This window comes from Luteibacter sp. W1I16 (assembly GCF_050434905.1).
GTDB lineage: Bacteria > Pseudomonadota > Gammaproteobacteria > Xanthomonadales > Rhodanobacteraceae > Luteibacter.
On sequence record NZ_JBNDJJ010000001.1, the window covers coordinates 2,569,509 to 2,582,026 of the forward strand.

At 64.6% G+C, this 12,518-nt stretch carries 10 protein-coding genes; 6 read left to right on the forward strand and 4 right to left on the reverse strand.

Annotated elements, in window-relative coordinates; all coding sequences use genetic code 11:
• Positions 1–42: 42 nt before the first annotated feature.
• From QFZ41_RS11290 to QFZ41_RS11300, 3 genes are all read left to right on the forward strand, one after another.
• Positions 43–1,083 (forward strand): glycerophosphodiester phosphodiesterase, encoded by a 1,041-nt coding sequence (locus QFZ41_RS11290; protein WP_429198864.1) that lies wholly within the window; start codon positions 43–45, stop codon positions 1,081–1,083.
• An 83-nt stretch (positions 1,084–1,166) separates the two neighbouring features.
• Positions 1,167–2,678, forward strand: a complete 1,512-nt coding sequence (locus QFZ41_RS11295) for an amino acid permease (protein WP_429198865.1) — start codon at positions 1,167–1,169, stop codon at positions 2,676–2,678.
• A gap of 47 nt (positions 2,679–2,725) precedes the next feature.
• Positions 2,726–3,232: a hypothetical protein gene (locus QFZ41_RS11300; protein ID WP_429198866.1), complete on the forward strand. Its 507-nt coding sequence runs from the start codon at positions 2,726–2,728 to the stop codon at positions 3,230–3,232.
• A 73-nt stretch (positions 3,233–3,305) separates the two neighbouring features.
• On the opposite strand, the gene QFZ41_RS11305 is transcribed toward QFZ41_RS11300, so the two are convergent.
• Both QFZ41_RS11305 and QFZ41_RS11310 read right to left on the reverse strand, forming a co-directional pair.
• Entirely contained in the window at positions 3,306–6,341 is a 3,036-nt protein-coding gene (locus tag QFZ41_RS11305; protein WP_429198867.1) for a TonB-dependent receptor, read from the reverse strand.
• Between the two features lie 258 nt (positions 6,342–6,599).
• Positions 6,600–7,724: a hypothetical protein gene (locus QFZ41_RS11310; RefSeq protein ID WP_429198868.1), complete on the reverse strand. Its 1,125-nt coding sequence runs from the start codon at positions 7,722–7,724 to the stop codon at positions 6,600–6,602.
• Between the two features lie 222 nt (positions 7,725–7,946).
• Here QFZ41_RS11310 and QFZ41_RS11315 point away from each other — a divergent pair, with 222 nt between their 5' ends.
• Positions 7,947–8,651, forward strand: coding sequence for a glutathione S-transferase N-terminal domain-containing protein (locus QFZ41_RS11315; RefSeq protein WP_429198869.1), 705 nt, complete (start codon positions 7,947–7,949; stop codon positions 8,649–8,651).
• A 45-nt stretch (positions 8,652–8,696) separates the two neighbouring features.
• Here QFZ41_RS11315 and QFZ41_RS11320 read toward each other — a convergent pair whose 3' ends face one another.
• Positions 8,697–9,020, reverse strand: coding sequence for a helix-turn-helix domain-containing protein (locus tag QFZ41_RS11320; protein ID WP_429198870.1), 324 nt, complete (start codon positions 9,018–9,020; stop codon positions 8,697–8,699).
• Positions 9,010–9,384, reverse strand: a complete 375-nt coding sequence (locus QFZ41_RS11325) for a type II toxin-antitoxin system RelE/ParE family toxin (RefSeq protein WP_429198871.1) — start codon at positions 9,382–9,384, stop codon at positions 9,010–9,012. Before QFZ41_RS11325 ends, QFZ41_RS11320 begins: the two co-directional genes overlap by 11 nt.
• A gap of 146 nt (positions 9,385–9,530) precedes the next feature.
• Between QFZ41_RS11325 and QFZ41_RS11330 the strand changes: the two genes are divergently transcribed.
• Together QFZ41_RS11330 and QFZ41_RS11335 are read left to right on the forward strand one after the other, a co-directional pair.
• Entirely contained in the window at positions 9,531–11,462 is a 1,932-nt protein-coding gene (locus QFZ41_RS11330) for a M61 family metallopeptidase (RefSeq protein ID WP_429200219.1), read from the forward strand.
• A gap of 143 nt (positions 11,463–11,605) precedes the next feature.
• A complete protein-coding gene (locus QFZ41_RS11335) occupies positions 11,606–12,511 on the forward strand; it encodes a LytTR family DNA-binding domain-containing protein (RefSeq protein ID WP_429198872.1) in 906 nt (301 codons plus the stop codon).
• The last annotated feature ends 7 nt before the right edge of the window (positions 12,512–12,518 follow it).

Here is a 12,518-nt window from a genome sequence, read left to right on the forward strand (position 1 = left end):
CTATCCTCGTGCGCTGTGTTCTTCGCCCTTGGAGCGATTTCGATGCCCTCGACCGCCGCCCCGGTGGCCCCGCTTGCCACGAAGGTCCTCGTTATCGGCCATCGTGGCGCCAGTGCCTTGCGGCCCGAGCACACCCTTGCGTCGTACGCGGTGGCTATCGAGGACGGCGCGGATTTCGTCGAACCGGACCTGGTCTCGACCAAGGACGGCGTGCTGGTGATCCGTCACGAGAACGAGATCGGTGGCACCACCGATGTCGCCACGCATCCGGAGTTCGCCAGCCGGCGCACGACCAAGACCGTCGACGGCGTGAGGATCACGGGTTGGTTTACGGAAGATTTCACCCTGGCCGAACTGAAGACCTTGCGCGCCCGCGAGCGCCTTGCGGATATACGCAAGGCGAACACGGCGTTCGACGGGCAGTTCAGCGTGCCCACCTTCGACGAGATGATCGAATTCGTCGCCGCCGAGGCCTCGGCCCGCCAGCGGGTCATCGGCATCATCCCCGAGATCAAGCATTCCACCTACTTCCGTGGCCTCGGCCTGCCGATGGAGGACAAGGTGCTGGCGACCCTGGATGCCCATGCCTACACACGTGGGGCACCGGTGGAGATCCAGTCCTTCGAGGTCGGCAACCTGAAGTACCTGCGTGGGAAGCTCGGCAAGGGCCATCCCAATGTCCGCCTGTTGCAGCTGATGGATGATGCGGCGGAGCATCCGGCCGATGAGCCGTCGACCACGTACGGCAAGATGATGACGCCCTCGGGCCTCAAGGCCATTGCCGCCTACGCGGACGCGATCGGCCCCTCCACGCGGAGCATCATTCCGCTGGGCAAGGATGGCCGGCTGGCGCCCGTGACGCCGCTGGTTCGCGACGCGCACGCCGCCGGGCTGGAGGTCCATCCGTACACCTTCCGTCCCGAGAATCATTTCCTGGCGGCGGATTTCCGCGACGGCGCCGGCGATGCCGCGCGCAACGAAGCCGGCTCCGTCGCTGAGATCCGTGCCTATCTGGCCACTGGCATCGATGCGTTCTTCACCGACGACCCGGCCCTGGGACGCAAGGCCCTCGACGGACGCTGACACGGCGCATCGGCCCGCGCTGACGACACTCCGGGCTTGCCCGGCTATGATCCCCGGTCAGCCAGCCCCAGGGGATCCACCCGATGTCGTTAGCGAAGTTCCTCCGCCACAAGTCCGTCGAACAGCTCCAGGCCGAAGTCGGCCAGCGCACGGACTTCCGGCGCGTGCTGGGCCTGTGGCAGCTCACGGCGATCGGCATCGGCGGGATCATCGGTGTGGGCATCTTCGTGCTCGCGGGCCAGCAGGCCGCCCTCAACGCGGGGCCCGCCGTGGCCCTCAGCTTCATCATCGCCGGCTTCGGCAGCGCCTGCGCGGCGCTCTGCTACGCGGAGTTCGCCGGGTTGATCCCGGTCACCGGCAGCGCCTACACCTATGGCTACGCGGTGCTCGGCGAGGGAGCGGCCTGGATCATCGGCTGGGATCTCCTCCTCGAATACGCGCTGGTGGTCGCCGTCGTGGCGATCGGCTGGTCCGGCTACGTGCAGGTCCTGCTGGCCAGCGCCGGGGTGCACCTGCCGGAATGGGCGCAGAAGAGCATGAGCGCCGACACCATGAAGTATTTTTGGCAGCAGGGGCTGGGCTCGCTCGGTGTCTCGTTCGCCGAGCCCGTCGCCGCGCCGACCGATGACCACCGCTTCAACGTGATCGCGGCCGGCATCTCGCTGCTGGTGGCGATCCTGCTTTCCGTCCGCACCGAATGGGGCGCGCGCCTGAACACCGTCATCGTGGGCATCAAGGTGCTCGGCGTGGCGCTGGTGATCGGCGTCGGCGCCTTCTTCATCAATACGGCCAACTGGCACCCGTTCATTCCGGAGCGGATCTTCGACGACAAGGGCGTCGGCCACTTCGGCTGGCACGGCGTGCTCACGGGTGCGAGCGTGGTCTTCTTCGCCGTGTTTGGCTACGACACGCTCACCACCGCCGCCGAGGAAGCGAAGAACCCGCAGCGCGACCTCCCGCGCGCGGTGCTGCTCTCGCTGGCCGTGGCCATGGTGCTTTATATCGCCGTATCCCTCGTGCTCACCGGCATCGTGCCCTACGCCACGCTCAGCGGGGAGGCTTCGGTATCCGATGCCTTCAACGCCATCGGCCTGCCCTGGTTGAGCAACGTGATCGCCGTCGCGGCGGTCATCGGCGTGATCAGCGTGTTGTTCGCCTTCATGCTCGGCGCGGCGCGTATCTGGTTCGCGCTCGCGCGAGACGGGCTGCTCCCCGCATGGTTCGCCCGCGTGCATCCGCGTTTCGGCACGCCGGCACGGCCGACCATGATCCTCGGCATCTTCACCGCGATCGTCGCCGGCCTGTTGCCGATCGGCGAAGTGGCCGAACTGGTGAACATCGGCACGCTCAGCGCCTTCATCCTCATCTGCGCATCGGTCCTGGTGCTACGGGTGCGCAAACCTGACCTGGAGCGCAAGTTCCGCACGCCGGCCGTGTGGTTCGTGGCGCCGCTGGGCATCCTCTTCTCGCTGGCGCTGATCTGGGGCCTGCCCTGGATCACCTTCGAGCGCTTCGCCATCTGGATGGGGCTCGGCCTGATCGTCTATTTCACCTATGGCGTGAAGCACAGCCGGCTCAATCGCGCGCAGGCATAATGTGCGCGCCGACGTGGATCGGCATGGATCAATCAAGGGAGAGAACGATGGGGAAGGGGACACTTGCCGTACTGATGATGCTGGCCGCCGCGCCGGCGGCACTCGCGGCGGACGGCGTGACGGTACCGAGGCCCGTGGCCTTCAACGAGGACGCGGAGATCCCGAAGGCCGTTCGCGCCGAGTGCAAGCTCGACGAGGAATTGCCCGATGCGATCGCCGCCACGGCGAAAGAGGGTGGGGTGCCGGTGACGTTCGCGCCGCAGGTCACGAGCGCCACCACCGGCCGTGCACTGGAGCTGGAGATCACCGACGTCGCGGCGGACGGTAATGGCTTCATCGGGCACCGCAAGTCGATGTCGGTGCGCGGCAAGCTGTACGACAACGGCCAGGTCGTGGGCAGCTTCAAGGCGCGCCGCACTTCGATGGGCGGCGCGTTCGGCGGGTTCAAGGGCAACTGTTCGGTGCTGTCGCGGACGGTGAACGCCATCGGCGAAGACATCGGCGGCTGGCTGGCCGCACCGAAGATGGATTCGCGCCTGGGCGACCTGGAATAACCGGGTACCCGCCTGGCTCCACGCCATGTAGATCGGGGGCGGACCGCAAGGCCGCCCCCGATGCGTTTCGGCTTCAGTAGTCGTAATTCACGCTGAGCCGCACATAGCGCGGAAGCTGGCGCGAGGTCGGCGTTCCGTAGAGCGGATTGGCAAGGTTGGGGTTCGACTCGGCGTTGGGATAGATGCCGATCACCTTCTGTTCGTTGAGCACGTTGAACACGTTGGCGTTGAACGCCAGCCTGGAATCGGCGAAGGCCGGGCGATAGGTGACGCCGAGATCGATCTGGCGCACCCAAGGCAGGCGCCCGTGGCTTCCGGGTGGCGACGGCAAGCCATTGCAGAAGTGATAACTGTTGCCGTAGCCGGCCGGGTCGGTGCGGTCGACGCCGAAGTAGCCGAGGCAGGGTTTCGGCGCACCGGAGATCATGCTGAGGTTGCCGCTGACCAGCCACTCGGGCGTGAACTGGTAATAGCCGAAAAACTTCAGCTGATGTTTGTGATCGTTGTTCTGCACACCGTTGGTGTTGACCATGATGTACGAATTGTCCCAGTCCTGCGTCGTCGAGACCGCGGTCTGGCCCGTGCCGCGCGATTCGCGGTAGAGATCCGAACGGAGCTGGCCTTCCGTGTTGCCGTAGCTGCGTGAGAAGGTATAGCTGACCTTGCCGTACCAGCCGTTGCTGAAGGGATGTTCCAGGAAGGTTTCCAGCGCGTAGTAACGGCGCTTCAGGCGGTCGAAACCGAACTCCTTGTTGGTGAGCGGCACGCTCACGTAGTTGCCCGAAGTGTCGACCAGGTTGAAGGTGTTCGCCTTGCCCGGGTTGAACAACCAACAGCTCACGGGGTTGCTGTCGGTGGTGACGTCGTAACCCAGCGACTGGGCCTTTGCCAATACGAGGTCGATGTCGCAATAGTCGTCGATGGCGTTGCGCAGGACGCGTTGCGTGGCCTTCGCGCCGTAGACCCAGTCGGTGCCCAGCGTCTTGGTGAAGCCGAGGATGAACTCGTCCTGGTATTCCGACTTCAGGCCCTTGGTCGTGACCGTCTTCGGATCGGGCAGTTGTCCGAAGGTGTTGTTCGCCGCGACCGGGGGCGAAATCGTGGTGAGGCCGGTCGGCGTGCCGTCGGCGGCGATGCCGCCATAGGTGAAGTATTGCGATGTGGTGAGCGCGCCACCCGCGGCGTTCAACGCGGGGTTGAGCGGCAGGCCGAGGTAATAGCGGCCTGCGTTGGCGTACACCTTGAAGGTCGCGTCGCCGTACACATCCCAACTGGCGCCGAGACGCGGCGCCCATTGCGGCTTGTGCTGGGTAACGAAGGCATCGCCATCCGCATTGAAGTTCTGGAACTGATCGTTGCGCAGGCCCACCGAGAGCAGCCAGCGGTCGTTGACCTGCCACTTGTCCTCGATGTACTGCGCCCGCTGCGTGGAACGCACGGTGGCGAGGCTGCTGCTGATGTTCCGCACCACGTAATACCCTTCGGCACCGTTCGGGAAGCCACCGGTGGCCGGCACACCGAGTCCGGTCGAGATAGGCGTGCCGGGGTCGCCCTGTCCATACGTCCACGAGTAACCAGGTCCGGAGGTGACCGAACCCTGGTCGAGCGCCGTCGCCGTCTGGTTGTCGATGCCGGCGGTGATCGTGTGGTCGCCGATCTTGTAGGTGACGTCGAAACGCGTGTTGGTGGTGCGGTTACCGCGGCCGGACGGACTCAGGCTGGACACCGTCTGGCTGTTGCCGCGCCCGGTGCCGCCGTTCAGCGCCGGGTTCTGGTTGACCAGGCCGTCCACGTAAGTAAGCGTGGGATCGTACCCGCCCGGCGCATCGTAGTCGGTGGTATGCAGCTTGCCGTAGAGGGCGGTGATCGTGAGGTCGTCGGTGATATAGCCGGTGTACTTCGCCGTCCACAGGTTGCCGCCGGTCTTGATGTCGTCGTCCTGGCCGATGCGAGCCAGGCGCGTGCGGCTGTTGTAGTCGTAGTTGTAGATGCTGCCCGAGGTTTCGTATTTGTCCGAGGCGCCGGTCAGTTCGAGGATGTTGTTGTCCGTGATGTTCCAGTCGACCTTGCCGTACCAGCGCGGCGAGTTGTACCGGTAATCCACGTACGGCTTCGTGCTCGTATAGCCGCTGACGGGATTCACGGTGTTGCCCTCCTGCCGTTGGAATTCACCGGCGATGAAGACGAACAGCTTGTCCTTGATCAGGGGGCCGCCCGCATAGGCGCTCACCGTGGTGCTGTCGTTGTCGTTTTCACTATCCGGCGAGTACAGCGAGCCCGCGCGCGGCGTGGCGGGCAGTCCGTTCTCGAAGTACCGGTCGCGTTGGCTGGCGCGGGCGAAACCCGGCTCCCACAGTACCTGCGCACCGAAGTGCCAATCGTTCGTTCCGCGCTTGCCGACCACGTTGATCACACCGCCGTCGGAGCGCCCGAACTGTGCGCTATAGCCGCCGGTATAGACCTCCTGCTGGTCGATGGCGCCGTAGGGAAGCGAGAGCCCACCGAAGCCGCGCAAGGGATCGGTGGTGGCGAAACCATTCACGTAGTACGCGTTCTCGCTCGCGGCCGAGCCACCGAAACTCACCAGCGAGTTGCCCGTGGGTCCCTTGAAGCTGCCGCCGTTGTTGACCACCCCCGGCGCAAGCAGGGCGATGGCTTCCGAATTGCGTCCGAGCGGCAACCGGGCGAGTTGCTCGGAGGTGACGACGGTGCGGGAATCGATGGTGGAGACGTCGATCTTCGGCAAGGCGGACGCCGATACGGTCACGCCGCCGAGTGTCTGTGCGTCGCCTGGAACGAACGATACCTCGGTGCCGGCGCCCACCTTGAGCACGATGTTCTGCCGTGTGTCGACGGTCTGGCCATTGGCGCGCAAGCTGACCGTATAGGTGCCCAGAGGTAGTTGGCCCACGGAATACCTGCCGCGGTCATCCACCGGAATTTCGCGGCTGAGGCCAGTATCGCTGGTGACCACCACGGTCTGGCCGGCGGTGGCGGGTGCCTGTCCGAAGAGGCCGCCGGTCGTCGACTGGGCGAAGGCAGCCGGGCTGGTCGCCAGTGCCAGCGCGACGGCGAGGGTGGTCTTGTTGAGGGACTTGAAGCTGAGCATGAAGAAGCGCCTCCTCGGAGCGGTGTCAAGGCAAAGGCATGCCCGGGCTCCGCGCATGCGGAACCTGGATATCGGTGTTGTGTGGTGACCCCCGGGCACATCTCCGACGCCGGCAACGCGGAGGTTGCCGGGGCGGGATGAGCCGATAAACGCGTGCGAACGCGTCGCTTCCGTTCAGCAGACAGCGCGTGCTGCGATGCAGCACTTGTTACCGGTTATAGCGAATAGTTACGAGGATGTATAGGGGTCTAGACGTCCCTATTTGCAGAAAAGCGGAATTCCATGCGGATGACGCTCGACCGGCACAGTCCACTCGCGGGCGATGTGGACACGCATGTTGCGTTCGTTCTTCGTCGAATAGCGATAGCAGTTGGATCGCAGTGCGACGGTGCCCGAGATGAGATTGGTCTCGCAGGGCCACAGGGACGACCATCGCACCTCGGCATCGTCGTGCATCGCGGCCAGGGTATGGCCGTATTCATGGGCGACGATCGTGTAGCGGCCGGAGAGCGATGCGATCGCCTCGTCGCCACCGAGCCAAGCCACCCCGGTGATGCCAGGCATCGGCTCGCCGTTCGTGACGAGCATGAACTTGTATTCGAACTTTCCGGGAACACGCGGGAGCTTGTTCCGACGCTCGTAAAGGTCGATGGCCGTCGTCCAGTCGCGAAGGGAAGTCTCACTTCCATACGTGATGTCCGTGACGCCCTCGACTTGTTGGCTATAGATCGCCCACAACTTCCTGGTGGGAAGGATCTTCGCCATGTCAGCGATCCACCAGGCGACATACCGTGCGTGGATGTGCTTTCGGTCGAGGTCGAGCGTGTCGTCGTGGAGGAACATCCAGAAGGTGAGCGTAGGGTGTTGGTTCGTCGTGCGGGGAGGAAGCGCTGCCGGGTTTCCGCCGGCAATGTCGCTACGCCTTTGCGCATGCGTCGCAAAGGTGGGGTTCGCGGCATCCATTCCCGCGTTGCCGTCAGTGGACTCGATGACATGCGCCGCGTCGCTGTCGCCGTCGAAGCCTGTGACGGAAATGCCGTCATGATGCGCCACGGTGATGTCCAGGTGATCGCCGGACCGGGTCACGACCGCCGGTTCGCCCTGCCATGTCGCCAGGTACATGTCCCCCGATGCGCCGTCGGTGAAGCGAACGCCGATGTCGAGGTGTGATTCAACGACGAGCAAGCCCGTTGGATCGCTGCCGCGGGATAGCGCCGCCCGCGTCGGGACGGGAATGGTACGAGGCAATCCCGCGGCGACCGCCCGGTCGAACCTGGCGATGGCATGCGTGTCGGCCGACGGCGCGGCAGTGCTGACGCCGATCGTGCAACAGCTCATGAGAATGGGCGCGCACCGCAGCGCGGCGGTAAGGAAGGGGGCCATGGCAAGTCCTTTGCAGGCGATAGGGGGAGGTGACGCGGGGAAGCGGCAGTGTACGGCGCACGGGGTCCATCGCATGCACGTGCGGCGCGACGCACGGTGACAGCCTGTACCTCGCCCTACCGGAGGCGACGGCGCGGCAGTCGTACGCCTGCGGGACAGCCGAGCATTGAATCGCCGGCAAGGACCCCCTACCTTCGGTCATCACCTTCGAAGGACTGCGCCATGCCCGATCTCACGAGCTTCCCGATCAACGCCGTGTGGCCCGCCGCCCATCCCGATCGTATCCAGCTCTATTCGCTGCCGACGCCGAACGGCGTCAAGGTATCGATCATGCTGGAGGAACTGGGCTTGCCCTATGAACCTCATCTCGTCGACATCGGCAAGGACGAGAGCAAGCTGCCCGAGTTCGTCGCGCTGAATCCGAACGGCAAGATCCCCGCGATCATCGACCCGGATGGCCCCGGCGGCGAACCGATCGGCCTGTTCGAGTCCGGTGCGATCCTGCTTTACCTGGCCGAGAAGACGGGCCGTTTCATTCCGGCGGACGCCCGTGGCCGCTGGGAAACCATCCAGTGGCTGTTCTTCCAGATGGCCGGCATCGGCCCGATGTTCGGGCAGGTGGGTTTCTTCCACAAGTTCGCCGGCCGCGAATACGAGGACAAGCGCCCCCTGCAACGCTATGTCGCCGAGTCGAAACGCCTGCTCGGCGTGCTCGACAGGCGGCTCGAAGGGCGCGAGTGGATCGTGGGCGACGAATACACGATCGCCGACATCGCCACGCTGGGTTGGGTGAACAACCTCGTGACGTTCTACGGCGCCCGCGAACTGGTCGGTTTCGACGAATACGCCCATGTCATCGCCTGGCTGGAGCGTGGCATGTCGCGCCCCGCGGTGCAGCGAGGCCTGAAGATTCCCGCGCGGGCCTGACGCGAGTCATGTGATGAGCCCGCCTTGTAGCGAGGCGGGTTCTTATCAAGCCAACACTTGAAGGCCGTGTTTCGCGACCACGGCCAATAGCTTCAGTGCCATGCCGCTAGGCTTCTTGGCACCCGTCTCCCATTTCTCTACCGTGCTTTCGCTCGTATTCAGATAGCGCGCGAAGACGGGCTGGCTTACGTGGTTGGTTTCGCGGAGACGCTTGATCTGCGAAGGTTCGATTGCCGGCGGAACGGCGATGCACGTGGCATCGAATTCCCTCATCGTGGTCTTGTCGATCGTTCCGGCACGATGCATGCCGGCCACCGCGCTGTGAATGGCCTCGAATGCGTCGCTCTTGTATTTGCGCTTAGCAGTCATTGTGCACCTCAACGAGTTCACCGGCGGCGATTTCGCATTCGATGTCGTTCTCGGACTTGCCGCGATATAGCGCAGCGAGTTTCTTAAAGGCAGCGAGCTCCGCATCGTCGATGTTGGCTCGATCCTTCTTCGCGAATAAGTAGGTGAATATCCAGAAACGACGGCCCTTGGCAACGACGATAGCGCGGTGCATGTTTCTATGCAGTCGCTTCTTGAAAACACCACCGCCCAGATCATCGGCTTGCCCACACATGATCTCGCGGGTGATCGCACGAAGTTCCGATTCCGGAATCCGCTCTTTTCTCGCCGCCTTGGCAAACCAGGCGGTCTTGAAGACCCTCTGGCGATGCGTCCATTCGCTCATGCGAAAGATGGTAGCACCTGGTGCTATGGCAAAGTCAAGGCGAAAGTCCCGCCCGTGACCTCTGGCATAGGGAAGCCCGCAGCCCGGCGTTTAGGATCGAGGGCTTGCGCGGGCCTCAGGGGAACGCGCCGATCCGTCCGGCAGGGATGACGGGCGACCATCACGTTCCACGGGAGAACACAGTGAAATCCACCATGCTCGCCTCCGCGCTGCTGGCCGCCCTGGCCGGTATCGGCGCCTCGGCCGTCCGCGCGGACGATGTCCCCGCACCGCAAGACACCGCCTATAACGGCACCCTCAAGCTCGTCGTCGACGCCACCGACCTCGATCGCCGCATCTTCCGCGTGCGCGAGAACATCCCCGCGCAGCCGGGTCCGCTGACCCTGTTGTTCCCGGAGTGGATCCCGGGTCATCACTCGCCCAGCGGCCCGATCGACCAGTTCGCCGGCCTGATCGTCACCTCCGGTGGCAAGCGCATCGAATGGAAGCGCGACGAGTTCAATGTCTACGCCTTCCATGTGGACGTGCCGGCCGGTGCGTCCTCGGTGGACGTGGAATTCCAGACGTTGACGCCGCAGGATGCCCGCCAGGGCCGCATCGTCATGACGCCCGACATCGTCAACGTGCAATGGAACCAGGTCTCGCTGTATCCGGCGGGCTATCGCGCCGATCGCATCCAGGTGGAGCCGTCGGTGAAGTTCCCCGCGGGCTTCCAGTTCGGCACGGCGCTGGAACAGGCCAGCAAGGACGGCGATACGGTCACTTTCAAGGCGATCGACTACGACGACCTCGTCGATTCGCCGATCTTCGCCGGCCGCTACTTCAAGCGCGTCGACCTCGACCCGAACGGCCGTTCGCCGGTGCACCTCAACATCGTGGCCGACGATGCCAAGTCGCTGGAGATCAAGCCGGAAGCGCTCGAGATCCACCGCAAGCTGGTCCAGCAGATGGACAAGCTCTACGGCGCGCGTCACTACAACCATTACGACTTCCTGCTGGCGCTGACCGAAAAGCTCGGTGGCATCGGCCTCGAGCATCATCGCTCGTCGGAAAACAGCGCTTCGCCCAACTACTTCACCGAGTGGGACAAGAGCTGGCTCGGCCGCGACCTGCTGGCGCACGAGTACAACCATTCCTGGGACGGCAAGTACCGCCGTGGCGCCGACCTGGCCACGCCGAACTTCAACGTGCCGATGGGTGACAGCCTGCTGTGGGTCTACGAAGGCCAGACGCAGTTCTGGGGCAACGTGGTCGCCGCACGTGCCGGCCTGCTCTCGCAGGATCAGGCGCGTGACATGCTCGCCTTCGTCGCCGCCACCTACGACAAGGGTCGTCCCGGCCTGTCCTGGCGCAATATCCAGGACACGACCAACGACCCGACGATCGCGCAGCGTCGTCCGCTCTCGTACCGCAACTACCAGATGAGCGAGGACTACTATTCGGGCGGGCAGATGATCTGGCTCGACGTGGATACGAAGTTGCGTGAGCTGACCAAGAACAAGCGCTCGCTCGACGATTTCGCGAAGGCCTTCTTCGGCATGAAGGACGGCGACTGGAAGGTCAATCCGTATACCTTCGAGGAAGTGGTCTCCACGCTCAACGGCATCACGCCGTACGACTGGGCCAAGTACCTGCGCGACCGCGTCGATGGCCACAAGGGTGACCTCGAAGGCATCGAGCGTGGCGGCTGGAAGCTCGTGTACAACGACAAGCCGTCCGATGCGCTCAAGGCCGTCGAAGGCCGCCGCCACTACACCGACCTGACCTATTCCGCCGGCTTCGCGGTGTCGTCCAAGGGCGATATCTCCGACGTGCGCTGGGATGGTCCGGCGTTCAATGCCGGTCTGTCGCCGGGCATGCACATCGTCGCGGTGAACAACAAGGAATTCGATGGCGACGCGTTGAAGGATGCCGTCACCGCCGCGAAGACCGACAAGGCGCCGATCGAACTGCTGGTGAAGAATTTCGACCAGTACAAGACGATCAAGATCGACTACCACGAAGGCCTCAAGTACCCGCACCTCGAGCGGGACAAGAGCAAGCCCGACTGGCTGGGCGAGCTGTACAAGGCGAAGTGAAAAAGAGGGCGCCGCAAGGCGCCCTCTTTCTATGTGAGCCGCGCAGGTGGGAGCCGCCCACTGTGGGAGCCGACCCTGTCGGCGATGGGTGCCCGCCGAACCCTTGCCCACTCCACAGGCCGCCGGGCGCTATCATCCGCCGCATGACCCAAGCGCCCACGCCGCCAGGCCTCGAACTCGATCGCGCGCACCGCCGCCGCCGCCGATACATGATCGCCTTCTGGATCCTGGCCTTCGGCAGCGCGGCCATCGGCAACACCCTCACCAACCGGATGGATGCCGATCGCTACGGCATCCCCATCGCCACCTGGCAGATCGCCACCAACGAACTCACCAGCGTGCTCGTCTCGCTGCTGATGCTGCCCTTCCTGCTCCGCGCCTGCGACCGGTGGCCGCTGCACGCGGATACCTGGCGCCGGCGCCTGCCTTTGTATTTCCTCGGCAGCGTCCTGTGGTGCATCTTGCACGTCGCGGGGATGGATCTGCTGCGTCTTCTCGTCTACCGCCTGGCCGGCGTCGCCTTCGAACCGGGTTCGCTGCGGATGCAGCTCATCTATGAATACTTCAAGGATGTCCGAACGGTCTTCGTCATCGTGGCCTTCTGGCACATGGTGGAGTGGTTCGGGCGGCGGGTGAAAGGCGAAGCCCACCTGCTCGACGCGCCGGACGTGGGGCCGCCCGTGGAATCCGTGGACCGCCCGGAGCGATTCCTCGTGCGCAAGCTCGGCCGCGACTTCCTCGTCGCCACCGCCGACATCGAATGGGCGCAGGCATCGGGCAATTACGTGAACCTGCGCGTGCGTGGACGCGATTACCCGCTCCGCAGCACGTTGGCGGCGCTGGAGACCCGGCTCGATCCGACGGTGTTCGTTCGCGCCCACCGAAGCTATCTCGTCCAGTTGGCCCAGGTCACCGCCATCGAACCCCTGGACGCGGGCGAAGCCCGCCTGCACATGGCCGACGGCAGTGTCCTGCCGTGCAGCCGGCGCTACCGGGAAAGCCTACGCTCCGTGGCGGCGGGCGCCGGGCCGGTGCCGGCCCGGGCCTGACATCGAG